At 73.2% G+C, this 23,366-nt stretch carries 28 protein-coding genes; 11 read left to right on the top strand and 17 right to left on the bottom strand.

From position 1 onward, the window contains the following. Window positions 1–32: 32 nt before the first annotated feature. From M8C17_RS14110 to M8C17_RS14095, 4 genes are read right to left on the bottom strand one after another with little or no spacing between them, the layout of a single operon-like run. Window positions 33–1,277, bottom strand: a complete 1,245-nt coding sequence (locus M8C17_RS14110) for a metallophosphoesterase (protein WP_252417145.1) — start codon at window positions 1,275–1,277, stop codon at window positions 33–35. Between the two features lie 13 nt (window positions 1,278–1,290). Further along, window positions 1,291–1,545: a MoaD/ThiS family protein gene (locus M8C17_RS14105; RefSeq protein ID WP_252416902.1), complete on the bottom strand. Its 255-nt coding sequence runs from the start codon at window positions 1,543–1,545 to the stop codon at window positions 1,291–1,293. 3 nt (window positions 1,546–1,548) lie between these two features. Next, window positions 1,549–2,562 (bottom strand): GTP 3',8-cyclase MoaA, encoded by a 1,014-nt coding sequence (moaA, locus tag M8C17_RS14100; protein ID WP_252416901.1) that lies wholly within the window; start codon window positions 2,560–2,562, stop codon window positions 1,549–1,551. Continuing rightward, window positions 2,559–3,473: a fructosamine kinase family protein gene (locus tag M8C17_RS14095; RefSeq protein ID WP_252416900.1), complete on the bottom strand. Its 915-nt coding sequence runs from the start codon at window positions 3,471–3,473 to the stop codon at window positions 2,559–2,561. Before M8C17_RS14095 ends, moaA begins: the two co-directional genes overlap by 4 nt. A 194-nt stretch (window positions 3,474–3,667) precedes the next feature. Here M8C17_RS14095 and M8C17_RS14090 point away from each other — a divergent pair, with 194 nt between their 5' ends. Together M8C17_RS14090 and M8C17_RS14085 are read left to right on the top strand one after the other, a co-directional pair. After that, window positions 3,668–4,714 (top strand): DUF4192 domain-containing protein, encoded by a 1,047-nt coding sequence (locus M8C17_RS14090; protein ID WP_252416899.1) that lies wholly within the window; start codon window positions 3,668–3,670, stop codon window positions 4,712–4,714. A gap of 131 nt (window positions 4,715–4,845) precedes the next feature. Further along, window positions 4,846–5,553 (top strand): GAP family protein, encoded by a 708-nt coding sequence (locus tag M8C17_RS14085; protein ID WP_252416898.1) that lies wholly within the window; start codon window positions 4,846–4,848, stop codon window positions 5,551–5,553. Between the two features lie 8 nt (window positions 5,554–5,561). Here M8C17_RS14085 and fdhD read toward each other — a convergent pair whose 3' ends face one another. Continuing rightward, window positions 5,562–6,428 (bottom strand): formate dehydrogenase accessory sulfurtransferase FdhD, encoded by an 867-nt coding sequence (gene fdhD / locus M8C17_RS14080; RefSeq protein WP_252416897.1) that lies wholly within the window; start codon window positions 6,426–6,428, stop codon window positions 5,562–5,564. Between the two features lie 101 nt (window positions 6,429–6,529). Between fdhD and M8C17_RS14075 the strand changes: the two genes are divergently transcribed. The 3 genes from M8C17_RS14075 (at window position 6,530) to M8C17_RS14065 (ending at window position 8,701) form a co-directional block, all read left to right on the top strand. Beyond that, window positions 6,530–7,198 (top strand): molybdenum cofactor guanylyltransferase, encoded by a 669-nt coding sequence (locus M8C17_RS14075; protein WP_252416896.1) that lies wholly within the window; start codon window positions 6,530–6,532, stop codon window positions 7,196–7,198. Next, window positions 7,195–7,461 (top strand): DUF6457 domain-containing protein, encoded by a 267-nt coding sequence (locus M8C17_RS14070; protein ID WP_252416895.1) that lies wholly within the window; start codon window positions 7,195–7,197, stop codon window positions 7,459–7,461. Before M8C17_RS14075 ends, M8C17_RS14070 begins: the two co-directional genes overlap by 4 nt. Before the next feature lie 133 nt (window positions 7,462–7,594). Further along, window positions 7,595–8,701 carry a YbjN domain-containing protein gene (locus M8C17_RS14065; protein WP_252416894.1) on the top strand — a complete coding sequence of 369 codons (1,107 nt, stop codon included), beginning with the start codon at window positions 7,595–7,597 and terminating at the stop codon, window positions 8,699–8,701. Window positions 8,702–8,708: 7 nt separating this feature from the next. On the opposite strand, the gene M8C17_RS14060 is transcribed toward M8C17_RS14065, so the two are convergent. Together M8C17_RS14060 and M8C17_RS14055 are read right to left on the bottom strand one after the other, a co-directional pair. After that, window positions 8,709–9,683 carry a zinc-binding dehydrogenase gene (locus M8C17_RS14060; protein WP_252416893.1) on the bottom strand — a complete coding sequence of 325 codons (975 nt, stop codon included), beginning with the start codon at window positions 9,681–9,683 and terminating at the stop codon, window positions 8,709–8,711. Between the two features lie 63 nt (window positions 9,684–9,746). Further along, the gene (locus tag M8C17_RS14055) at window positions 9,747–10,205 is read right to left on the bottom strand and encodes an Lrp/AsnC family transcriptional regulator (protein ID WP_074315467.1); all 459 of its coding nucleotides are present in this window, start codon (window positions 10,203–10,205) and stop codon (window positions 9,747–9,749) included. 59 nt (window positions 10,206–10,264) lie between these two features. Here M8C17_RS14055 and ddaH point away from each other — a divergent pair, with 59 nt between their 5' ends. Beyond that, the gene (ddaH, locus tag M8C17_RS14050) at window positions 10,265–11,098 is read left to right on the top strand and encodes a dimethylargininase (RefSeq protein WP_374558321.1); all 834 of its coding nucleotides are present in this window, start codon (window positions 10,265–10,267) and stop codon (window positions 11,096–11,098) included. A 75-nt stretch (window positions 11,099–11,173) separates the two neighbouring features. Here ddaH and M8C17_RS14045 read toward each other — a convergent pair whose 3' ends face one another. Both M8C17_RS14045 and M8C17_RS14040 read right to left on the bottom strand, forming a co-directional pair. After that, the gene (locus M8C17_RS14045; protein WP_252416892.1) at window positions 11,174–12,361 is read right to left on the bottom strand and encodes an ABC transporter substrate-binding protein; all 1,188 of its coding nucleotides are present in this window, start codon (window positions 12,359–12,361) and stop codon (window positions 11,174–11,176) included. Window positions 12,362–12,440: 79 nt separating this feature from the next. Beyond that, complete coding sequence (locus M8C17_RS14040) at window positions 12,441–13,238, bottom strand: S9 family peptidase (RefSeq protein ID WP_252416891.1); 798 nt, start codon at window positions 13,236–13,238, stop codon at window positions 12,441–12,443. Window positions 13,239–13,323: 85 nt separating this feature from the next. On the opposite strand from M8C17_RS14040, the gene M8C17_RS14035 reads away from it, so the two are divergent. Continuing rightward, on the top strand, window positions 13,324–13,926 hold the full coding sequence (locus tag M8C17_RS14035; RefSeq protein ID WP_252416890.1) for a bacterial proteasome activator family protein: 603 nt from the start codon (window positions 13,324–13,326) through the stop codon (window positions 13,924–13,926). 20 nt (window positions 13,927–13,946) lie between these two features. On the opposite strand, the gene M8C17_RS14030 is transcribed toward M8C17_RS14035, so the two are convergent. The 3 genes from M8C17_RS14030 to M8C17_RS14020 form a co-directional block, all read right to left on the bottom strand. Further along, window positions 13,947–14,759: an HAD family hydrolase gene (locus M8C17_RS14030; RefSeq protein WP_252416889.1), complete on the bottom strand. Its 813-nt coding sequence runs from the start codon at window positions 14,757–14,759 to the stop codon at window positions 13,947–13,949. Next, window positions 14,759–15,580: an HAD family hydrolase gene (locus M8C17_RS14025; protein ID WP_252416888.1), complete on the bottom strand. Its 822-nt coding sequence runs from the start codon at window positions 15,578–15,580 to the stop codon at window positions 14,759–14,761. Before M8C17_RS14025 ends, M8C17_RS14030 begins: the two co-directional genes overlap by 1 nt. Before the next feature lie 225 nt (window positions 15,581–15,805). Beyond that, the gene (locus tag M8C17_RS14020) at window positions 15,806–16,537 is read right to left on the bottom strand and encodes a hypothetical protein (protein ID WP_252416887.1); all 732 of its coding nucleotides are present in this window, start codon (window positions 16,535–16,537) and stop codon (window positions 15,806–15,808) included. A gap of 131 nt (window positions 16,538–16,668) precedes the next feature. On the opposite strand from M8C17_RS14020, the gene M8C17_RS14015 reads away from it, so the two are divergent. The 3 genes from M8C17_RS14015 (at window position 16,669) to M8C17_RS14005 (ending at window position 18,428) form a co-directional block, all read left to right on the top strand. Continuing rightward, a complete protein-coding gene (locus M8C17_RS14015) occupies window positions 16,669–17,100 on the top strand; it encodes an OsmC family protein (protein WP_252416886.1) in 432 nt (143 codons plus the stop codon). 151 nt (window positions 17,101–17,251) lie between these two features. Continuing rightward, window positions 17,252–17,599 carry a metallopeptidase family protein gene (locus M8C17_RS14010; RefSeq protein WP_252417143.1) on the top strand — a complete coding sequence of 116 codons (348 nt, stop codon included), beginning with the start codon at window positions 17,252–17,254 and terminating at the stop codon, window positions 17,597–17,599. A gap of 106 nt (window positions 17,600–17,705) precedes the next feature. Continuing rightward, window positions 17,706–18,428, top strand: a complete 723-nt coding sequence (locus M8C17_RS14005) for an AIM24 family protein (protein WP_252416885.1) — start codon at window positions 17,706–17,708, stop codon at window positions 18,426–18,428. A 46-nt stretch (window positions 18,429–18,474) separates the two neighbouring features. On the opposite strand, the gene pheA is transcribed toward M8C17_RS14005, so the two are convergent. From pheA to M8C17_RS13980, 5 genes are all read right to left on the bottom strand, one after another. After that, complete coding sequence (gene pheA / locus M8C17_RS14000; RefSeq protein ID WP_252416884.1) at window positions 18,475–19,431, bottom strand: prephenate dehydratase; 957 nt, start codon at window positions 19,429–19,431, stop codon at window positions 18,475–18,477. Window positions 19,432–19,440: 9 nt separating this feature from the next. Further along, window positions 19,441–19,959 carry a hypothetical protein gene (locus M8C17_RS13995; protein ID WP_252417142.1) on the bottom strand — a complete coding sequence of 173 codons (519 nt, stop codon included), beginning with the start codon at window positions 19,957–19,959 and terminating at the stop codon, window positions 19,441–19,443. A gap of 141 nt (window positions 19,960–20,100) precedes the next feature. Then, on the bottom strand, window positions 20,101–20,490 hold the full coding sequence (locus M8C17_RS13990; protein WP_252416883.1) for an ACT domain-containing protein: 390 nt from the start codon (window positions 20,488–20,490) through the stop codon (window positions 20,101–20,103). A gap of 75 nt (window positions 20,491–20,565) precedes the next feature. Continuing rightward, on the bottom strand, window positions 20,566–21,024 hold the full coding sequence (locus tag M8C17_RS13985; protein ID WP_252416882.1) for a hypothetical protein: 459 nt from the start codon (window positions 21,022–21,024) through the stop codon (window positions 20,566–20,568). Window positions 21,025–21,190: 166 nt separating this feature from the next. After that, window positions 21,191–21,931 carry a hypothetical protein gene (locus tag M8C17_RS13980; RefSeq protein ID WP_252416881.1) on the bottom strand — a complete coding sequence of 247 codons (741 nt, stop codon included), beginning with the start codon at window positions 21,929–21,931 and terminating at the stop codon, window positions 21,191–21,193. A gap of 163 nt (window positions 21,932–22,094) precedes the next feature. Here M8C17_RS13980 and M8C17_RS13975 point away from each other — a divergent pair, with 163 nt between their 5' ends. Further along, a complete protein-coding gene (locus tag M8C17_RS13975; RefSeq protein ID WP_252416880.1) occupies window positions 22,095–23,312 on the top strand; it encodes an arginine deiminase in 1,218 nt (405 codons plus the stop codon). The last annotated feature ends 54 nt before the right edge of the window (window positions 23,313–23,366 follow it).

The raw sequence follows: 23,366 nt of genomic DNA, 5'->3' as shown, positions 1-23,366 counted from the left end.
CCGCCTGCCGCCACGCGCGGACGTGACGTCCGCTATGCCGAGCGCAACTCGACCAGGGTGATCTGTGGTTCGGCGCCGACCCGGACCGGTGGACCCCAGAAGCCAGCGCCGTTGGTCACGTAGACCTTGGTGCCGTCGACCTCGCCGAGCCCGCTGACCACCGGCTGTTCGAGCCGGACGGCCAGGTTGAACGGCACCATCTGCCCGCCGTGGGTGTGCCCGGACAGTTGCAGGTCGACGCCGTACGTGGCCGCCTCGACCGCCGCCAACGGCTGGTGCGCGAGCAGGACCACCGGCCGGCTCGTGTCGCGGTCACCGAGGGCGGCGGCGAAGTCCGGCCCGGCGGCGAGGCCGGTGCCCGTGCCGGACAGGTCGTTCACGCCGGCCAGGTCGAGGACGCCGCCCCGGGCCTGGATCTCCTGCCGCTGGTTCTGCAGCACCCGCAGCCCGAGTCGGTCCACCTCCTGGACCCACTCCTCCACGCCGGAGTAGTACTCGTGGTTGCCGGTGACGAAGAAGTTGCCGTACCGGGAGCGCAGGTCCCGCAGCGGCGCGGCGGCCGAGCCCAACTCGGCGACCGAGCCGTCGACCAGGTCACCGACGACCGCCACCAGGTCGGCGTCGAGCCGGTTGATCGCGGCGACGATCCGCTCGGTGTGCGCGCGGCCGCGCAGCGGGCCGAGGTGGATGTCGGAGACGGTCGCGATGCGCAGGCCGTCCATGCTGCGGGGGAGTTTCGCGAGCGGGATCCGCACCCGGTCCAGGTGGGGCGGGCCGAGCGCGGTGCGTACGCCGTACCCGGTGACACCGACGGCGGTGAGGCCCGCGAAGATCGCGGCGCCCCGGGCCAGCAGCAGCCGGCGGGCAGGGTCGTGGTCGGGCGCCGCAACGGCACCGGCGGCCGGCGGCTCGGTCGGCCCGGCGGCGCCGACCAGCACCGGCTCGGGGGCGGCGGTGGTCGGCTCGGCGGCGACCACCCGGCGGCGCAGCACCAGCCGGGTGACCAGCATCGGCACTTCCAGCACGGCGAGCAGGACCAGCAGGTAGAACATCAGCGCGAGCCAGAGGTAGCCCGGCCAGGCGAGCCAGTAGAGCCCGGCCTGGGTCCCGGCGAGGGTGACCGGCACGAGCAGCGCCAGCACCAGGGCCGCTATCCCGCCGATCCGCCGCCAGCGGCCGGGGGCGGTGGTGTCGCGAACCAGCCGCTTCCACAGGTAGAGATGGATGAGACCGGTGATCAGCGCCAGGACGGCCACGAAACCCACAACCGCCATTATCTGTGCGCCTCTCTCAGCCGCCCGCGAACGGGGGCAGGACATCGATGGTGGCCCCGCCCGGCAGGGGTGCCTGACGATCATGACAGGTCACACCGTTCACCAGGAAACTCGCCACCCGCAGCACGGCGGCGAGTTGGTCGCCGTGCCGCTGGGCCAGCTCGACCGTCAGGTCGTCGAGCGACCGGCCGGCGGGGGTGACCTCCTCGGCACGGCCGGCGGCGGCGCGTGCGCCCGCGAAGTAGCGGATGGTCAGCGGCGTCGGCTCCACGACTCAGCCCCCGATCGCGGACATCGGGCGGGTCGGCTGGAGGAAGGTCGGGTCGTCGATGCCGTGCCCGGCGCGCTTGCCCCACATGGCGGTGCGCCAGCGCCGGGCCAGCTCGTCGTCGTCGGCGCCCCCGCGCAGCGCGGCCCGCAGGTCGGACTCCTCGGTGGCGAAGAGGCAGGCGCGGACCTGGCCGTCGGCGGTGAGCCGGGTGCGGTCGCAGTCGCCGCAGAAGGGACGGGTGACGCTGGCGATCACGCCGACCCGGGCCGGCCCGCCGTCGACGAGCCAGGTCTCCGCCGGTGCCGCGCCGCGTTCGGTCGGGTCGGGGCTGAGATCGAAGCGGGTACGCAGGGAGGCCAGGATCTCCTCGGCGGTGACCATCGTGCCGCGGTCCCAGCCGTGTTGGGCGTCCAGGGGCATCTGCTCGATGATCCGCAGTTGGTAGCCGTGGTCGACGGCGAAGCGGAGCAGCGCCGGTGCCTCGTCGTCGTTGACGCCGCGCATCAACACGGAATTGATCTTCACGGGGGTGAGCCCGGCGGCGGCGGCCCCGGCCAGCCCGGCGAGCACCGCGTCCAACCGGGGACGGCGGGTGAGCTGCGTGAACCGTGCCGGGTCCAGGGTGTCCAGTGAGACGTTCACCCGATCGAGGCCGGCGGTGCGCAGCGCGGGGGCGAGCCGGTCCAGGCCGATGCCGTTGGTGGTGATGGAGATCCGTGGTCGCGGCTCCAGCGCGGCGACCGCGCCGACGATGTCGAGCAGCCCGGGTCGGATCAGCGGCTCACCGCCGGTGAACCGCACCTCCGTCACGTCGAGCCGCTCGACGGCCACCCGGACCAGACGGACGACCTCGTCGTCGCTGAGCAGCTCGGGGCCGGCGAGCCAGGGCAGCCCTTCGGCCGGCATGCAGTAGGTGCACCGAAGGTTGCACTTGTCGGTGAGGGACACGCGCAGGTCCCGGGCGACGCGGCCGTACCGGTCGACGAGGACGCCGTCGGTCCGCGGGGCGACGCTCACCTGTCGACCGTAGCGCGCTCGGGCCGGCCCAGGGCGGCTCGGGCGTGCTCAATGACCGCATCGCGGTAGCCACCGCCGAAGAGCGCGGTGTGCACGAGCAGCAGGTGCAGCTGGTGCAGCGGCACCCGCGATCGCCAGCCGTCGGCCAACGGCCAGCTCTCCTCGTAGGCGGACAGCACCCGGCCCAGGTGTGGGAGGCCTCCGAAGAGCGCCAGCTGGGCGAGGTCGGTCTCGCGGTGCCCGCCGTGCGCCGCCGGGTCGACCAGCCAGGCCCGGTCGTCGGCGCCCCACAGCACGTTGCCCGGCCACAGGTCGCCGTGGATGCGGGCCGGCGGCTCGTCCCCGCCGAACTCGCCGACGCGGCCGATCACCTGCTCGACGAGGTCGGCGTCGGCGCTGCCCAGCGCGCCGTTGTCGACCGATCGCCGGAGGTAGGGGACGAGTCGTCGGTCGGCGAACCACGTGGGCCAGGGGCCGTCGTCGGGGGTGTTGTCCTGCGGGAGCGCACCGATGAAGCCGGGCCAGCTCGCACCGAAGGCCGGTGCCCCGGCGCGGTGCAGGCCGGCCAGCTCCCGGCCGAAGCGCTCGGCGGCCTCCGGCGTCGGCTCGCCGGGCTCCACCCAGTCGAGCGCCAGCAGATCGGGCAACGCCACGATCACCTCGGGTACGGCGACCGTGCCGGTCTCCCGCAACCAGCGCAACCCGGCCGCCTCGGTGGCGAAGAAGCCCTCCGGCACCGGCCGGGCGGCCCGCTCGGGCCAGGACTTGGCGAAGACGGAGTTTCCGTCGTCCAGGGTGAGCCGGGCGGCGGCGCAGATGTCCCCTCCGGCGACCGGAGTCTCCCGGATCCGCTGGTGGGTCAGGAACGTCGGCAGGTGTGCCGGGTGCGCGCGCAGGTACGCCAGGTCCATCAGCGCACGGTAACCGCTCCCCATGACACATCGGTGCCGCCCGAACACATCGGTTCGACTCGCGAGACGACCGGTCCCTTCCGTGCACGTCCTGAGCTGCGTTGAGCAGGGACAACACGGTGAGTGACTGTGGATAAGTCGCGTGTCGTCCACAGGGGCGGCGAAGCCCCGTCGGCCCGCCGCAGGCTTCCGGCATGACCTCGACCGAACGCCCCCGGCTCGCCGTACGCTCACCCGCCGACCTGCTCGCCGCTGTGCCGTATCTGCTCGGTTTCCACCCGGCCGACAGCGTGGTCGCGGTGGCGCTGCGCGGACGGCGGATCATCTTCGCCGCCCGCGCCGACCTGCCCGATCCGTCGGACGACCCGGTCGAGCGGGCACGCCACCTCGCCGGGGTTATCCGTCGGCAGGGTGCCGAGGCCGCGACCGTGGTCGGCTACGGGCCGCCCGAGCGGGTGACGCCGAGCGTGGACGCGGTGCGCGCCGCCCTGACCGGGGCCGGGCTGGAGGTGCTGGACGTTCTGCGCGTGACCGACGGCAGGTGGTGGTCCTACCTCTGCACCGAGGCCGACTGCTGCCCCCCGGAGGGCCGGCGTCACGACCCGGCGGCCAACCAGGTGACGGCCTCGGCGGTCTTCGCCGGTCAGGTCGCTCTTCCCGACCGGGCCGCCCTGGTGGCGCAGGTGTCGCCGGTGGATGGCCCCGCCCGGGACGCGCTGGTCGCGGCGACCGCCCGGGCCGAGCGGCGACTGACCGAGCTGGTGGAGCAGGCACCGGCGAGCGACCTGCTCGGCGGCCGGGCGCTGCGCTCCGCCGGGGTGGCGGCGGTCCGGGAGGCGCAGCGCCGGCAGCGGCGCGACGAGCGGCTCGACGACGACGAGGTGGCCTGGCTGGGCCTGCTGCTGACCCATCTGCCGATCCGCGACCACGCCTGGGAACGCACCGACGGTCGGGACCGGGACATGGCCCTCTGGACCGACGTCCTGCGCCGGTCGGAGCCGGCGCTGACCGCCGCGCCCGGTGCGTTGCTGGCGTTCGCCGCCTGGCGGGCGGGGCAGGGGGCGTTGGCGGCGGTCGCGTTGGAGCGGGTGCTGAGCGTGCACCCCGACTACTCGCTCGCGCTGCTCCTCGACGACCTGCTCCGGCGCGGGGTGCCCCCGTCGGAGCTGGACGGCTGGCCGTCGGTCGGCCTGCCGAACGTCGTCCGTCCCCGCAGGCGGAGCCGACGTGGCCGCCGCTGAACCGTGGAGCATCCTCGAACCGGCTGACGCGTCCGTCGAAGGATGTACGCGTCTCTCCTGTTCACGGCCGACTCGGCGGAGCAGCCACCCCCGGACAATGGTCTGGTGTCCGCTCCCCGCACTGGTACGACATGACCATCGCGTTGCTGCTCTCGCTGGCCGGGCTGGCGTTGGTGGACAGCACCAGCATCGGCACCCTCTTCATCCCGGTCTGGTTGCTGCTCGCGCCCGGGCCGGTCAGCGTCCGGCGGATCCTGGCCTACCTCGCGACGATCGCCGCCTTCTACCTCGCGGTCGGGCTGCTGCTCGTCTGGGGCGGTGCCAGGTTGGCCGATGTGCTGGGTGGGGCCATGGACAACCGTGGGGTGCTCTGGGCGCAACTGGTCCTGGGCGTCGCGCTGCTCGCGCTCAGCTTCCGCTACGACGGCAAACGGCGTCCAAGAACCGGTGGCGTGCTCCGTTGGCGGGACCGGGCGACCGCCGGCGACTCGTCGGCTCGTTGGCTGGTGGGGCTCGCGCTGCTCGCCGCGCTGGCCGAGGTGGCGACCATGCTCCCGTACCTCGCGGCGGTGGGTCTGTTGGCCACCTCGGGGGTCGGCTCGGCGACCGTGGTGGTCCTGCTGGCCGGATACTGCCTGGTCATGGTGTTGCCGGCGGTGCTGTTGCTGGCTGCCAGGGTGGCCCGCCCGGCGTTGGTCGAGCCGGTGCTGGCCCGGTTGAACACCTGGATCAGCACGAAGGCGGGCAGCGCGTTCGGTTGGCTCCTCGGCATTGTCGGCTTCCTGGTCGCCCGCGACGCCGCCGTCCGGCTGGAGCTGTTCGACCTGCTCAACCGCTGAGCTGCCCGTCAGGCCGGCTGCTCCACGGTGATCCGGTGCGGGCCGGCGTAGACGTTCATGGTCCGGCCGCGCAGGAAGCCGACCAGGGTCATGCCCGCCTCGTCGGCGAGTTCCGCGGCGAGGGTGCTCGGCGCCGAGACCGCGGCGAGCAGCGGCAGTCCGGCCATCCACGCCTTCTGGGTCAGCTCGAAGCTGGCCCGGCCGGAGACCAGCAGCAGGTGCCCGGCCAGCGGCAGCCGGCGTTCCCGCACCGCCCAGCCGATCACCTTGTCCACGGCGTTGTGCCGGCCCACGTCCTCCCGGAGCACCACCAGCTCCCCGGCGGGGGTGAACAGTCCCGCCGCGTGCAGGCCGCCGGTCCGGTCGAAGCCGCGCTGCGCGGCGCGCAGCCGGTCGGGCAGCTCGGCGAGGAGGGCCGCTGGCACGGTGAGCGGGTCCGCCGCGACGGGGAACAGCGAGCGGGTGCGTACCGCGTCGATGCTGGCCTTGCCGCAGACCCCGCAGGAGCTGGTCGTGTAGAAGTTCCGGGACGGGTCGGTGGTTGGTTCCGGCACGCCGGGGGCGAGCACCACGTCCACCACGTTGTACGTGTTGGGCGTCTCGGCGCCTGCGCAGAGCTGCGCGGTGAGCACGTCGTCGGTCGAGCGGATCAGCCCCTCGGTCAGCAGGAACCCGATGGCCAGGTCGAGGTCGTCTCCGGGGGTGCGCATGGTGACCGCGAGCGGCCGTCGCCGGCCGGGGCCGGCCGCGCCGACGCGGATCTCCAGCGGCTCCTCCACCGCCAGGTTGTCCGGCCGGCGGACGGATCCGCGCCCGTCGGCCGCCGCGTCCAGGTCGATGCGGAGTACGCCCCGTCGGTCAGTCGCCCGTCCCATCCCGCCATCCTGCACCCCGCGCCGGTACGCCCGCACGGCCACCGGGCATCGGGGCTCGGCAGCGGATGCCGACCGGGTGTCGGCACCGTTACCGTGGCCGGATGGGGACGTACGCCGCTTTGGTGCTCGCCGGTGGCGCCGCCCGGCGGATGGGCGGGGTCGACAAGCCCGCGCTGCCGGTCGGCGGCCGACCGATGCGTGACCGGGTGCTGGCCGCCGTCGCCGACGCGGCGCCGCGGGTACTCGTCGGCCCGGCCGACGCCGTCCCGGGCGGGGTGCGGGTGACCCGGGAGGATCCGCCCGGTGGGGGACCGGTCGCCGCGACGGCGGCCGGGTTGGCGCTGCTCGACCCGGGTACGACCCTGGTGGCGCTGCTCGCCGCCGACCTGCCGCTGCTGACCCGCGCGGCGATCGGTGAGCTGTTGACCCACCTCGACGACCCGGAAGGCGCCGTTGCCGGTCCCGTCCTGGACGGCGGCACCAGCCCTTCCCGCCCGGAACGCGGCACCGGCCGGCTCGACGGGGCGTGTTTCGTCGACGCGGACGGGCGGCGGCAGTCGCTGTGCGGCGTGTGGCGGGTGGCCGCGCTGCGGGCGGCGTTGGGCCGGCTGGCCGCCGGGCGGGGTGGCACGGTGGCGGGGGCTCCGGTCCGGGCGCTGCTGGGTGACCTCGTCGTCCGGGAGGTGCCCTGGTCCGGCGACGGCCCGCCGCCGTGGTTCGACTGCGACACTGACGAGGACGTACGCCGGGCGGAGGAGTGGGTGCGATGACGGTGATGGACGACTGGGTCACGGCGGCCTGCGCCGAGCTGGACCTGGATCCGACCCAGGTGTCCGTGCCCGCGGTGCTGGACCTGGCCCGCGACGTCGCCCACCAGGTGCTGCGGCCGGGGGCGCCGGTCGCGGCCTACCTGCTGGGGCTGGCGGTGGGTCGGGGTGCCGACCCGGCCGACGCCGCGGCCCGGCTCAGTGCCCTGGCCGGCAACTGGCCCGTCGAGCTGGGCGCAGAGCCGGCCGATCCGACGCGCCCCTGAGCGTCAGGCGGCGCGAGCAGGCGCTTCTCGGCATCCGCGTGCCGGCGGGGCGAGCCGGGTGTCCGATCCCGGTCCGGGCTGATTGGGCCCCCGGGCGGCGTGGGTAGGGTGATCGTGACGGACGGAGGCGATCATGACGGCTGACCACCCCTCGGCGCCGGTCGGTGAGCCCGGCGACACAGCAACGGCCGAGCCGGCGGAGTCGATCCTGCTCGACGAGCCCAGCACCACCGACCTGCGGGCCAAGGTGACCGAGGCGTGGCAGGAGTTCGCCCGTGCGCTCGCCGTACGCCTGCGGGAGTTGCCCGCCGACGCGCACCTGGAACTGACCCTGGACCCCACCGCCTCCGGGACCGGGGACGCCGTCTACTCGATCAGCGTCGACGTGGACGGCGACGGCTCGCTCTCCGCCCGGGCGGTCGGCAACGCCACGCTGCCGCAGGGGTACCGGCTGGACCGCACCGCGGTGGCCGACATGATCGCGCTCGGCTGGTCCCCGCCCGGTGTGGTGGCCGGCTCCGGCGGTTCCTTCGGGCTGGACGGTACGGCGGCGGAGGCGCCCCGGATCGCCGCGTTGCTCTCCCGGACGCTGCGCGACGTGTACGGCGCCCCGCACCCGGCGTTCCTCGTCTACCTGGTGCAGGACGCCGAGGGCGAGCCGTTGGCCGTGGAGCCGTTGGGCACCGCGCGCAGCGAGTTCGGCCCGGACGCCGACGTCGAGGGCGACCTGGAGGAGGCGCTGGCCGAGGCGGCCGCCGCGCAGGTCGAGCGGGACGACGTGCTCGACCTGGCGGATCGGGTCCGCACCGTGGTCTCCACCATGCTCAAGTCCGACACGGACCGGTTGCAGATCGACTCGGACGGCGACATCACCATCCGCGCCGGTTCGGCGATGGTCTTCGTCCGGGTGCGGGACAACCCGCCTCTGGTGGACGTCTTCTCCCCGGTGCTCACCGAGGTCGAGCCGACCGAGCGGCTCTACGTGAAGCTCTCCGAGCTGACCAACCGGATGCCGATCGGCCGCCTCTACTGCGCCGACGACACGGTGTGGGCGTCCATCCCGGTGTTCGGCCGCAACTTCCAGGCCACCCACCTGATGCTGGCGGTGCAGGTGATGACGGGGCTCGCCGACGAGTTGGACGACCGGCTGCACGGCGAGTTCGGCGGCAAGCGGTTCTTCGGCGAGGGCGACAAGCCGCGCCGCGACGAGTCCGAGCATCGCACCGGCATGTACCTCTGAGCGCGGTTCAGGAGACGTCCAGCAGGGTCTTGCCGACTGTCGCGCGGGACTCGATGGCGGCGTGCGCGTCGGCGGCGCGCTCCAGCGGGAAGCGCTGCCCGATCAAGGGTCGGAGCCGGCCGGCCGCCGCGTCCGCCAGCGCCTGAGAGGTGTACGCGCGCAGCCGCGCGGGCGGCACCTCGGGCCGGACCAGCGTGACCTGCCGGGCGGCCGCGTCCTCGGGGGACACCGGGGACCACTCGCCGCTGGCCAACCCGAAGCTGACCATGCGGCCACCCGGGGTCAGCAGCTCGAACGCCGTTCGGGCGACCGCACCGCCCACACCGTCGAGCACCACGTCGATTCCGCCCACCGCCTCCCGGATCCGGTCGGCCCAGCCCGGCACGCGGTAGTCGACCGCCAGCTCGGCACCGAGCCCCGGCAGCAGGTCCACCTTGCGGGGCCCACCCGCCACGCCGATCACCCGCGCGCCGGCCCGGGCGGTGAGCTGCACCAGCAGGCTGCCCACACCGCCCGCTGCGGCCTCCACCAGTACCCGGTCGCCGGGACGGACGCCGACCGCCTCGACCAGCATGGTGGCGGTACGTCCGTCGGCCAGCAGCGCCACCGCCGCGTCCAGGGCCAGCCCGTCCGGCACCTCGAAGGGGGCGGACGCGTCGACCGCCGCCCGTTCGGCGTACCCGCCGGAGCCGCCGGTGGCGCTGACCACCCGCCGTCCGGTCAGTGCCGGGTCGACGTCCGCCCCGACGGCGGTGATCACCCCGCCGACGCCGTTGCCGGGGATCAGTGGTGGGGTGACCCGGAACGGTCCGGGGCGGCCGGAGCGCTGCTGCGTCTCGACGAAGGTGATGTTCGCGTGCGCGACGTCGATGAGCACCTGGCCGGGGCCGGGCCTCGGGTCGGGTGCCGGGCCCGGCACCAGCGCCTCGGGCCCGCCGAACTCACGTAACCAGACCGCCCGCATGGAAACCTCCTCGGCCACGATGGGGCACGGTGCCCGCACGCCACGACCAGTCCAACTCCTCAAGCGGGCTTGAGGTCAAGGTCAGCGGGTGGACGGACCGACGCCGGGCGACTCGACCAGTCGGGAGAGCACGATGGTGCTCCGGGTGGAGGTCACGAACGACTCGGCGCGCAGCCGCTCCAGAGCGGCCTCCAGGTGGGCGATGTCGGCGGCACGCAGGTGCACGAGCGCGTCCGCCTCGCCGGAGACGGTGTACGCGCCGACCACCTCGGGGTGCCGGCGGGCGGCCACGCCGATCTGTGCCGGGGTGGTCCGGCCGGCGCAGAACAGCTCGACGAACGCCTCGGTGGTCCAGCCGACGGCGGCCGGATCGACCACGGCGGTGAATCCCCTGATCACGCCGGTGGCGCGGAGCCGGTCGACGCGGCGCTTGACCGCCGGGGCGGAGAGTGACACCCGGGTGCCGATGTCGGCGTACGACGCACGGGCGTCGGCGACGAGCAACGCAATGATCCGCTGGTCTACCGCGTCTATCTGCAACGTTCCGCCTCTGGGAAGCAATGGTTGTGGCTGTTACCAAAGTTCAACGGTACCTACTCTTGGTGACCGTGAACCAGCAGCGAGTCCCGCGAAAGCGGACATATCTCATGTGCTCGCCCGAGCACTTCGCGGTCGAGTACGCCATCAATCCGTGGATGGACGTGACCACCCCGGTCGACCGGGAACTGGCCGTCAAGCAGTGGGACCGGCTGCGCGAGACGCTGGTCAATCTCGGGCACGAGGTGCACCTGCTCACCCCCGAGCGGGGCCTGCCCGACATGGTCTACGCCGCCAACGGCGGTTTCATGGTGGACGGCAGCGTCTACGGCGCGCGGTTCAAGCACGAGCAGCGGGCCGCCGAGGCCGCCGCGCACCACGCCTTCTACGAGTCGCAGGGCTGGCGTTTCATCGCCCCAAGCGAGACCAACGAGGGTGAGGGTGACTTCGCGTACGTGCCGGAGGCGCACGGCGGGCTCATCCTGGCCGGGCACGGCTTCCGCACCGAGATTCCCGCGCACGCTGAGGCGCAGGAGGCGCTGGGCCGGCCGGTGGTGTCGCTGCGCCTGATCGACCCCCGCTTCTACCACCTGGACGTGGCGCTCGCCGCCATCGACGACTCGAACGTCGTCTACTTCCCCGGCGCGTTCTCCGCGGCCAGCCAGCGGGTGCTCACCCAGCTCTTCCCGGACGCGGTGGTCGCCGACGACTCCGACGCCATGGCGTTCGGACTCAACCTGGTCAGTGACGGCGCGAACGTGGTGCTCAACAGCGAGGCCACCCGGCTGGCCGGCAAGCTCAAGGCCGCCGGCTACAACCCGGTCCCGGTCGAGCTGGCCGAGCTGAAGAAGGGCGGTGGCAGCGTGAAGTGCTGCATCGCCGAGCTGCGGCACTGACCCGAACCCTGCCGCGTACGTCAGGGGCCGACCTCCCACCGGGAGATCGGCCCCTGATCGCGTTCGGGTGGGCGTTCAGCCCAGCGTGGCCAGCTCGTTGATCAGCACGTTCGACATGACCTGGCCGTCGCGCTGCACCTCGCGCAGGTACCACTTCTGTTGCGGCGTGCGGGGCTGGTTGAACTGCCAGATGCCGCGCGGGCTGTCGATCTGGCCGATCTTGCCCAGCGCCAGGTTGACCTGCTGCGGGGTGGGCGACCCACCGGTCAGCCGGATCGCCTGGTCGAGCACCTGCGCCGCGTCGTACGAGGCCATGGCGTAGGTGGTCGGCGTGACCTGGTACTTCTTGCGGTAGGCCGAGGCGAAGACCCGGTTGGACGTGTTGTTGAGGTCGGCCGAGTAGTTCAGGGCGGTCTGGATGCCCAGCCCGTCGCCCCTCAGGCTCTCCAGCACGGTGCCCTCGGTGAGGAACCCGGGCGCGTAGATCGGCCCGGAGTACACCTGGCGCAGTTGCTTGATGAACTCCACGGCTGCCGCGCCGGCGAAGAAGCAGAAGACCGCGGTCGGCTTCTTGGCCAGGGCCTTGTTGATGTCCGAGACGTACGTCGACTTGCCCGGGTTGGGGGTGCCGTTGGTGTAGGTCACCGGGTCGGCGATGCGCGCGTCGGTGGCGCCGAACTCCTGCCGGAAGCCCCGCACCACGTCCGGGCTGCCGACGTTCTCCGGCATGATGATCGCGACGCGGCCGTTCGCCGGCAGCTTCTCGCGGAGGTAGCGGCCCAGCGCGCGGCCGGCCTCGTCGAGGACGTAGGACGTCCGCCAGATGTAGAAGACGCTCTGCAGGCTGCTCGGCGAGGCGTTGGAGCCGATCAGCGGCACGCGGGCCTGCTCCACGGTGTCCCGGATGCCGACCATCACCGACGAGTTGACCACACCGGTGAGCGCCAGGACGCCCTGCTTGAGCAGGTCGTCGACGGCGGCCTTGCCGCTCTTCGCGTCCTCACCCTCGTCGGCGGTCAGCAGGGTCACCGGGTGTCCGGCCAGCCGCTGGTCGTGCAGGTCCAGGAAGAGCTGGAAGCCGTTGGTGATGTCGTCGCCGATGCTCTTGAACCCGCCGGACTGCGGCGTGATCAGACCGATCTTGATCGGGCTCCGGTCGGCGCCCGGCTCAGCCTCGGTGTCGGAGCCGCATCCGGCCACGAATCCGGTCGTACCGAGCGCGGCCAACAGTTGGAGCGCCCGCCTGCGGTTCATCTGCGACACCAAGTTCCTTCCAGGAGCGTTGCAGGGCAGAACAGCGCCCCTCCGGCGTTCTACCTGCTCGGCGACGCTGCGTCAATGGCTAGTGATCATCGTGCAGGGACCGCAACACATCGAGGACCCGGGGCCAGGCCGGGGACTCCGGGTCTATCAGCCCGAAATGCTCGCATTGCGGCAGCTCAACAAGGGAGATATCGGACCCTGCCGCACGTGCGGCTGTGACGAAGTCGCGGCTCATCGCCACCGGCACCTGCCGATCCGCCGAACCGTGTATGACTACCGTGCGTGTTCGCGCCGGCACCAACATCCGTGGATCGGTGGCCGCGTACCGGTCCGGAACCTGTTCCGGCCCGCCGCCGAGCAGCGCGGCCACCGCACCCGAGTCCAGGTCCAGCCGGTACGCCTCCCCGAGGTCGGCCACCGGGGCCAGGGCGAGAACCCCACCCACCGTCGACGGCGCGGTGGCCGCCACGTACAGCGCGAGCTGGCCGCCGGCGGAGTGACCGACCAGGATCGGCGCGGCCTGGCTCACCCGACCGGGCAGCACCTCGGCGGCCAGCCCGGGCAGCTCGGCCACCCCGGTCAGCACGTCGGTCAACGTCCCCGGCCAACCTCCGCCGGGCTGCCCGGTCCGCCGGTACTCCAGCTGCGCCACCGGGTACCCGCGAGCGGCGAGCGCGGCGGCCAGCGGCCCGGTGTGCCGGCGGTCGTACTCGGCCCGCCAGAAACCGCCGTGCACCACGACGACCAACGGGCGCGCCGGCCCCGCGCCGGCCGGGTGGCGGAGGTCGGCCACCTGGTCCGGGTGGTCGCCGTACGCCACGGTCCGGTCCGGCTCCGGGGCGGGCCGGGTCAGCACGGCGCGCGGGTCGGCAGACATGGCGCGAACGGTAGCGCGCCTCGCCCGGGTGGTTCGGCCCTGGGAGTCGGTCCCGGCAGGCATGGGTCGGCCCCACTGGGTAAAGATGGACCCCATGACCGAAGCGCGCTCCTCTGGACAGAACGACGAGCCGGGCCCCGAGGGCACCGGTCACTCCGGCACCGTGGTGGTGGTCGGCCCCGACGGCCAGCCGGTCGCCACGGTGCAGACCGACGAGGGTCAGGGCGAGGATCCGACCCGCCTGGTCGAACAGCCGGCCAAGGTGATGCGGATCGGCAGCATGATCAAGCAGCTGCTGGAGGAGGTCAAGGCGGCCCCGCTCGACGACGCCAGCCGGCACCGCATGCGCGAGATCCACGAGCGCTCGATCGTCGAGCTCAAGGAGGGTCTCGCCCCCGAGCTGCGCGACGAGCTGGAGCGCATCTCGCTGCCCTTCACCGAGGACAAGGCCCCGAGCGAGAGCGAGCTGCGGATCGCGCACGCGCAGCTCGTCGGCTGGCTGGAGGGCCTGTTCCACGGCATCCAGGCGGCCCTGGTCGCCCAGCAGATGGCCGCCCGGGTGCAGCTGGAGCAGATGCGCTCCGGCCGGCAGGCGCTGCCCAGCGGGCCCGGCGGGGTGGTGCCCGGCATGCCCGGCATCGGCCAGCCGACCGGCGGTGAGGGACACAACACCGGCCAGTACCTCTGACCCGCCGGGCACCGGCCCGGTCAGTCCAAACCGAAGACCTTCTCCAGGTACGCCGCCACGCCGTCCTCGGAGTTCGCCCCGGTCACCTCGTCGGCGACCGCGAGGACGGCGCGGTGCGCGTTCGCCACCGCCACACCGCGTCCGGCCCAGCTCAGCATCGGCACGTCGTTGGGCATGTCGCCGAACGCCAACACGTCGGCTGCGGCCACGCCGAGCCGGTCGCAGTACCAGTCGAGCCCGGCCGCCTTGGTCACCCCGGCCGCGGAGATCTCCACCAGCCCGGAGGACGAGGAGTGGGTCGCCTCCGCCACACCGGCCACCACCGCGGCCACCAGCGCCGCGAACGCGTCCGGGTCCTGCTCGCCAGCACGGGCGAGCAGCTTCACCGCGGGGACCGAGAGCAGCTCCTCCGGTGTCTCGATCGGCCGGATCCCCTCGGGGTCGGCGTCCCAGCGCAGTGGGTAGTCCGTCTCGTGCCGCATCTGCCGGCTGTCCAGGATCTCCACCGCGAAGCTGATTCCGGGCACCTCGGCGCGGAGCCGCCGGGCCACCTCGGCCAGGTGCTGCGGCGCGAGCGGGTCGGCCCGCAGCACCTCGTCCTCGACCGGGTCGTAGACCACGGCGCCGTTGGCGCAGACCGCCGGCAGCGGCTCGGCCAGCTGGTCGTACACCATCTTGAGCCAGCGGACGGGACGGCCGGTGACCAGCACGACCGGCGTGCCCCGCGCGGAGATCCGCGCGAGCACGTCGGCGGTGTGCGCGCTGACCGTGTGGTCGTCGCGGATCAGCGTGCCGTCGATGTCGGTGGCGATGAGCCGGGGCGTCTCTCCCATCACCGGGACAGTAGCCGGTCCAGGTACACCGCCACCCCGTCGTCGTCGTTGCGAAGGGTCACCTCGTCGGCTGCGGCGCGCACGGTGGGGTGCGCGTTGGCCACCGCCACCCTCGACCAGCCGGCCCACTCGAACATCGGAAGGTCGTTGGGCATGTCACCGAAGACCAGCACATCGGCCGGGTCGACGCCGAGGGACTGCGCCACCACGGTCAGGCCGGTGGCCTTGTCGACGCCGGGCGGGCAGATCTCGATGAAGCCGAGCCCGGCCTGGGTGAGCGTGGCGACCTGCGGCGGGACGATCCGGCGGGCCACCGCCAGCAGTTCGTCCACGTGGTGGTCCGCCGTCCGGGCGAACGCCTTGATCACGTCGCAGGAGAGGCACTCCGCACGGCTGCGCGCCTCGAACCTGTCCTGGTACGGCCAGCTCGCGTGGTAGTCGCCCCAGAGCGGGGCGTCGTGCTCGTCGGACGCCTCGACCATCACGGTCAGCGGGCCGACCTCGGCCTCCAGGTCGGCGAGCAGCCGGGCCAGCACCTCGGCGGACAGCCGCTCGTCGCGGAGCACCACCGGGCCGGTCGGGTCGCTCTGGTCGACCACCCGCCCGCCACCGGCCATCACGAGGAAGTCGGCGGCCCGGATGTCGTTGCGGGTCAGCTCGGTCAGCCGAGGGCCGCGCCCGGTCGCGGCGACCACCGGAATTCCGGCGGCCCGCACCCGGTCCAGCACCCCGTGGGTGTACGCGGAGACGGTGTCGTCGCTGCGGACGAGTGTCCCGTCGAGGTCGGTCGCGATCAGCTTGGGCAGTCCCGGGCGGGTCATCGTTCCTCCTTCGCCCGCCGCCGTCGCAGCCTGCCGTGCGGTACTGGTGCCGAGACCCGGCGTGACGGCGGGCAGCAACCGTACCTCGCGATAAGGGTCGCAACCATGGCTTCCAGGCGAATCGGACGCCAACGCCGGGGGCGCTGCCGGTGGCCGCGACAGCGGAAGGACGCAGTGCGGGTGAGACCCCCCGAATGACGTCCTGCGAGGTCGAATCCGCGCTGCTCAGCTCGGGGATTCGGGGCGGGCGAACGGGACGGCCGGGGTGACGGTCAGGTCGGCCGGGGCGGCCCTGCCGTCCTCGTCGATCGGGTCGCGGTCGCGGCGGCGACGCCAGCCTCGTCCCACCGTGTCGTCATCCGCCCCGTCATCCTCCGCCGGCCCGCCCGAAGCGGTCGGTGCGAGCCACAGGGCAACACCGAGCAGCACACAGGCGACGAACGCCATCACCAGGCCCCGTCCGTACTCGGCCCGGAAGCCGTCCTGCGCCGAGAAGAGGAAGCTGCGCTGCGCCGGGTCGTCGAGAGTCGCCACGGCGGCCACCAGCAGCGCCAGCAGGGCTCCGACCAGGGTGAGCCCGACCAACCGGGCGTTCGGCCGGACGGCCGCCGTGCCCCGCAGCGCCAGCGCCAGGACACAGACCAGGCCGAGCAGCCCGACCAGGTAGCCGACCCCGAAGCCGCCGACCTCGGACAACCCGGCGGGCACCTCGATCGCGCTGTTCCCGTCGGGTCCGGCGTCCGGCACGGTCATGACCAGCCACTCGCCGACCAGTGAGGCGACCCCGGCCACCGCGCCGAGCGCAGCCAGCAGCAGGGGCAGTCGCGGGTCACGGGTCAGGCCGGCCAGGGACCGGCCGAACCGACGTCGCGGGGACGGCTCGACGGCACCCCACTCGATCACGGCGGGGCCGTCGGACCGGTCACCCTGCCGGGGGATCGGCAGCTCCTCGGACATCGGCCATCCTTCCGCCGGTCACGGGCCTGCGTCGAATCATGGCACAGCCCGGGCGTGGTGACCGGAATCGCAGGGCACGCGTCGGCGCCGGTCGGTCGCTCGGCGGTCGCCTTTCCGCTAGCGTTCGGGTCATGCCAATCCGTACCGCTTCCGCACAATGGCAGGGCAATCTCACCGAGGGCTCCGGCACCGTCCGCACCGGCAAGGGCGGCCTGTCGGGCAACTACTCCTTCAAGTCGCGCTTCGAGGAGGGCGAGGGCACCAACCCCGAGGAGTTGATCGCGGCCGCGCACGCCGGCTGCTTCTCGATGGCGTTCTCGAAGGCTCTCGCGGACGCCGGCTCGACGCCCACCTCCGTCGAGACCACCGCCAAGGTCCACCTGGACAAGACCGACGCCGGGATGACCGTCACCCGGATCGACCTGGAGACCGTCGGCCAGGTCCCGGGCATCGACGACGCGGAGTTCCAGAAGCTCGCCGAGGCCGCCAAGGCCAACTGCCCGATCTCCCGCCTGCTCTCGCCGGGCGCCGAGATCACCCTCACCGCCAGCCTGACCTCCTGAGTCGGTCGACCCGTACGCCGCTCGTTCACGGAAGGAGTCGCCGCCCCGTTTCGGGCGGCCGCTCTCTCCGTGAACGCGCGGAACCCTTTCGGGGCCGCGCATTCTGACCGGGTCGGCCTGTTCGGCGTCGGGCAGAATAGGTGAGATGCCGGTGCAGATGAGCCGCGAGCGCTTCGAAGAGTTGGTCGCCGACGCCCTCGACGAGGTGCCCGGAGAGCTGCTCGGGCTGATGAACAACGTGGTCATCCTCGTCGAGGACGACCCGCCGCCGGGCGAGCCCGAGCTGCTCGGCCTCTACGAGGGGCATGCGCTCACCGACCGGGGCTGGGACTACGCGGGCGTCCTGCCGGACCGGATCTTCATCTATCGTCACCCCATCCTGCGCATCTGCGACAACGACGACGACGTCGTCGACGAGGTGGCGGTGACCGTCGTGCACGAGATCGCCCACCACTTCGGCATCGACGACGCGCGGCTGCACGCGCTGGGCTGGGGCTGAGCTCCCGGCCCGGTCGTTCCGACTCGCCGCTCGGCTGATGTCTCCTCCTTGCCCTGGTCGCCTACCGTCGGTGCAGCGACCGCGACCCTTTCAGGAGGCACGTTTCATGCGCAGCGAGCTGTTCTCCTCGGAGAATCTCGAGAAGGAGTCCGCGCAGCCCGGAATGCGGCTGCAGAACTCGAAGATGTTGAAGATCGAGCTCAACGGCGAGGCGATGGCCCGCGTCGGCTCGATGGTCGCCTACCAGGGGCAGGTGCAGTTCCAGGCGCTGGGTTCGGGCGGGCTCGGCAAGTTCCTCAAGCAGAAGCTCACCGGCGAGGGTGTCCCGCTGATGAAGGTTTCCGGGCGGGGTGACGTCTTCCTCGCCGAGCTGGCCAAGGACGTGCACATCATCGACCTGGAACCGGGCGACGCGCTCTCCATCAACGGATCCAGCGTGCTCGCCTTCGACTCGACTCTCCAGTACGACATCAGGATGGTCGGCGGCGCCGGAATGGCCTCGTCGTCCGGCCTGTTCAACTGCGTCTTCAGCGGCCACGGCCGGATCGCCATCACCACCAGGGGCACCCCGGTGGTGCTCAACGTGGACGCCCCGACGTACGTCGACCCGCAGGCCGCGGTCTGCTGGTCGGCCAACCTCCAGACCGGCTACCACCGGGCCGAGCAGCTCGGCCTCGGCACACTGCTCGGCCGGCGCACCGGCGAGTCGTTCACCATGAGCTTCGCCGGTCAGGGCTTCGTGGTGGTGCAGCCGTCCGAGGAGCCACCGATCATGGGCAGCGGCGCGCAGCAGCAGGAGGGTGGCCTGCTGGGCGGCCTGCTGAGCTGACCACCCCGTGCCGGCGCTCCCGATCGCGGGGCGCCGGCACGTCCGATCAGCTCAGCTCGCCGGTGCGCAGTCGAGCCAGCCAGGCCGCCGCGTCGGCGTAGTCGACGTCGGAGAGGCCGGCCGGCGCGGGCACCGGCCGTTCACCCGCCGCCCCGGCCCAGCGGTGCCGGGGGTACGAGCCGAGGAAACGCACGTCGGCACAGACCCGGCGCAGCCCCTGCAACGCCTCGCCCAGCCGGACGTCGGCCACGTGCCCGGTGCAGTCGAGGAAGAAGACGTACTGGCCCAGCGCCTCGCCGGTCGGGCGGGACTCGATCCGGGTGAGGTTGACCCCGCGGACGGCCAGCTCCATCAGCACCGAGAGCAGCGCGCCGACCCGGTCGTGCGCGATGTAGACCGCGAGCGAGGTGAGGTCGTCCCCGGTCGGCGGCGGGGGCGGCCCGGGGCGGGAGACCAGCGCGAACCGGGTCACCGCGTCGGGGTGGTCGGCGATCTTGTCGGCGAGCACCGCAAGGCGGTGCCGGGTCGCCCCGATCGGCGCGCAGATCGCGGCGTCGTACTCGCCGGACCCGGCGCCGGCGGCTGCCGCGCCGTTGGAGAGCACGTCGACCACCACCGCGTCGGGCAGGTGGTCGCGCAGCCAGCCCCGGCACTGGGTGGACGCCTGGGGGTGGGCCGCCACCGTGTGGATCGAGCTCAGCTGGGTGCCCGGTCGGGCGCCGAGCACGAACTCCACCGGCAGGACCACCTCTCTGGTGATCACCAGAGGCTCGCCCTCGGCCATCTCGTCCAGCGTGACGCCGACCGCGCCGCCGATCGAGTTTTCCAACGGCACCAGCGCGGCGTCGGCGTCGCCGGCGCGGACGCTGTCCAGCGCCTCCCCGACGCTGCGGGCGGGCGTACGGCTGCCGTGCTCGGCGGCGGGGACGGTGCGCAGGGCCTGTTCGGCGAACGTGCCCTCCGGACCGAGGTAGACGAAGCGCGTCGGCGGTGTTCCCGGCATGCCGCCAGCCTACGCACCCGGCCCGACGGCCGGACCGGCGTCGCAGGCGAGCGTCCGGATCCCACTCGGACCGGTGGCCCGTACCTCGATGGTGCAGACGTCGGTGCCGGCGGTGACCAGCTCCGGCGCGGTGGGCCGGCCCCGGGTTACCACCTGAAGCTCCTCGTGCCCGGTCACCGTCAGCACCGTGTACTGCCAGTCGGCGGCGCAGAGCGGCCCGGTGCGGACCTGCACCCGGACGTTGTCGGGCAGCACGGCGGCCCGGCCGCGCAGCAGTTGCACCACCCGCTGCCCGGTCGGCCCGTTCGGGCAGGCGGTCGCGACCAGCCCGGCGTCCGGGGTGGCCGGCGGCGCGCCGACCGGTGGTCCGGTGGGCGCGAGGGTCGGTGCGGCGCTCGGGGTGCCGGTCGGGCCCGGTGCGGTCGGGGCTCCGGTGCCGGGCGGCACGGCGGCCGGGTCCCGCAGCTCGGGCGGGGCGCCGCAGCCGGTCAGCGCCGCGGTCGCGAGCAGCGTGAGCACCGGCGGCAAGAGGCGCGTCGCCGCCCAGGGTGGGGCGGACGCACGGCGGGGCGGGGTGAACGGCACGGGCCGATCCTCGGGACATCGGAAACGTCGTCGCGGCCGGGGTGGCCGAGCCCATCGTAGGGGGAGCGGCCGGTGGCGTGAAGGTCAGCCGAGGACGCGGTGACCGGCGCGCTCCAGCGCGGCGGTGCCCTCGGTCAGGCGGACGGCCGGCACCAGCAGATAGTCGGTGTCGAAGGTGGAGAACGTGACCACGCTGACCCGGGCCTCGGCGAGTGGGTCGACCAGCGCGGCCAGGGTGCCGGTGCCCGCGAGGTCAGCCGGACCGGCGACCCGCAGGCAGCGCCAGGCGGTCTCCACCACGGCCTGCGCCGGGGCGCGGTCGGCCGGGCAGATCACGGAGATCCCGTCGGCCGTCCAGCTCACGGTGACCACGTCGGCGCGGCCCAGCCCGCTCGACAGCGCGTGCGGCAGGGCGGCGTCGGCGGCCAACCGGCACACGGCGTACTCCCCCGGCAGCAGAGCGATATCGAGCATGAGGGCACCTTACGGCCTCATCGCCGGCCCGCCCCAGCATTGCCACGTGCGGCGAACGACACACTCCGTCGCAGGTCAGACCTCGGAGAAGAAGGTGAGCGAGCCGGCCACGGCTCCGTCGGCGAGCACCGGAGTGGAGATCGCGTCGACGGTCGCGTCGGAGCTGTCGGCCGAGGCCGCCTGCACGCGGAGCAGCCCGCGGGCGAGCCGGCCGGAGGAGAGCGCCAGCAGGGGCGGGATCTTGTCGATCTCGGCCTCGGTCAGCTCACCCCGGTTGGCGGTGAAGTCGAGCAGGCGCAACCCGCCGTCGAGCAGCGGCCGCCCGATCAGGCCGTCCGGCTCGCCCAGACACAGCAACTCGCAGCCGGCGGTGGAGATCGCCACCACCCGGGTGTCGGCATCGATCAGCAGGCAGGGCTCATCGGCCCGGCAGACTGTCGAGGACCAGTGGCCGAAGTTGTCGGACTCCGCCTCTGTCGAGGCCCGCGCCGCCGGCACGAACACTTCCGAGAGCGAAAGTTCGACGTGGGCCACCGCGCCTCCTATGTACACCGACGAACTGTCCACGCTAGCCGGTCGCCGACGGAACCACCGAGCGCACCGGGCCGCCGGGCCGCGCTGCCATGAGCCAGGCGGCCGCCGACGGCGCGGGACCGGGTGGGGGGACGGGGACCGGGGCCGCGTGGCGTCGCCGGTGACGTTACCGGCGGTGGGCCGGCTTGTCAGCGGCCGTTCGGCCCTCGTCGTACCACCGGTAGTCGCCTGTTGGACGGTACGTGCCGTTCAGCCAGGTGCCGGGGTGCTGCGCGACGCGCGACAGCTTCTCGGCGGTGGCGGGGCTGATCCGACTGCCGCCCGCCACGAGGAGCCGGTCCAGCTCCCGGTGGGTGGCCATCAGACAGTCCTTCGGCAGGCCGTAGACGCTGATCACGCCGGAGCCGACGAAGGTCAGCACCGGCGTCACCGGGACGGGCAGGCCCACGGCGTCGGAGAGGGCCTTGCTGGCCCGCTTCGCGTCCCGGCGGGCCTCGGCCACGTACGGCGGCCGTTTGCCGTTGATCTGCACGACGTCCCCGGCGACGAGCACACGGGCCCGCCCGTGGTCGGCGATGGTCACCGCGAACAGGCCGCTCGGCCCGATGGCGAGGAACCCGGCGCGCTCGTCCTGGCCCCGATCGAGGAGGACGTCCGTCACGTCGGTGCGGGGCCACTCGATGACGTGCCAGGCCGGCCCGAGGTGGTCGAGTTGGCCCAGCGCCCGCGCTCCGGCCGCCTCCAGTCGACGGGCTCCCCGCTCGGCCCGACGACGGCGGGCCCATTCGAGCGGTGTGGGACGGACCGGTGCGAGAGCCCCCGGCGCCTCGACGCGGGGGTGGGGCACCGCGACGGGCGGCAGTGCCCGGGCGGTCGGTACGGCTCGTCGTGCGGGAAAGACAGTCATCGCGACCTCCGGCAAAAGGTCCCTCGAAGTTATGTCCTCACTACCCTACGTTGCTACTCCCGGTGTTCTGCAAGCCGGAACGCCGGAGTGACTGTGGATGAATGCCATATTCATCCACAGTTCTTTTCTCGGATGCCGCCAAACCCTGCCCTACGCTGCGGGGGTGACCCACTACGTCGACAGCGAAGTCGGCCGGCTCGGCACCGTACTGCTGCACCGGCCCGGCCCGGAACTGGCCCGGCTCACCCCCCGCAACAACGACTCCCTCCTGTTCGACGCGATCCCCTGGGTCGGCCGCGCGCAGGAGGAGCACGACGCGTTCGCCGCCGCGCTGCGCGAGCGCGGCGTCGAGGTGCTCTACCTCGCCACACTGCTGGCCGAGACCCTGGCCGTCGCGGACGCGCGGGCCGAACTCACCGAGCAGGTGCTGCGCTCCCGCCGGCTCGGCGACACCCTGCGCGCCCGGGTCGCCGACCACCTCTCCTACCTGGACCCGGCCGCGCTCGCCGACGTGCTCACCGCCGGGCTGGCCCACGAGGAACTGCGGATCAGCTCGGAACGGCCGGGCGGGCTGGTCTACACCCTGATGGACCGCCACGACTTCGTCATCGACCCGCTGCCCAACCTGTTGTTCACCCGGGACTCGTCGCTGTGGATCGGCGACCGGGTCGGCGTCACCAGCCTGGCCATGCCGGCCCGCCGCCGGGAGACCACGCTGACCGACGCCATCTACCGCCACCATCCACGCTTCGCCGGCACCGAGTTCGTCTACCGCCCGCACCTGGAGCACCTGGAGGGCGGGGACGTGCTGCTGCTCGCCCCCGGGGTGCTGGCGGTCGGGGTCGGCGAGCGGACCACGCCGGCCGGCGCCGAACGCCTCGGCCGGCAGGTCTTCGCCGCCGGGCTCGCCCACACCATCCTGGTGGTGCCGATCGCCCAGGAGCGCGCCACGATGCACCTGGACACCGTCTGCACGATGGTCGACGTGGACGCCGTGCTGATGTACCCGAACATCGCCAGCACGCTCTCCGCGTACACGGTCATCGCCGGGGCGGACGGCGAGGACCCGCGGGTGGACGGGCCGGCGCCGTTCCTGCGGGCCGCCGCCGACGCGATGGACCTCGACCAGCTCCGGGTCATCGACACCGGGCTCGACCCGGTCACCGCGGAACGCGAGCAGTGGGACGACGGCAACAACACCCTGGCCCTGGCGCCCCGGCTCTGCGTCGGCTACGAGCGCAACACCGAGACCAACGCCCAACTGGAGCGGGCCGGCATCGAGGTGATCCCGATCGCCGGCTCGGAGCTGGGCTCGGGGCGGGGCGGCCCGCGCTGCATGTCCTGCCCGATCGTCCGCGACCCGCTGCCCGTCGCCGGCTGAGCGGTTCGCGCTGGGCGCCGGTGGCCGGCCGGTCCGGTTTCAGGCCGGACCGGC

Source organism: Micromonospora sp. RHAY321, from assembly GCF_023896955.1.
Classification (GTDB): Bacteria; Actinomycetota; Actinomycetes; order Mycobacteriales; family Micromonosporaceae; genus Micromonospora.
Note: the sequence above shows the minus strand (reverse complement) of the source record. Positions and strands in the feature narration are given on the sequence as shown.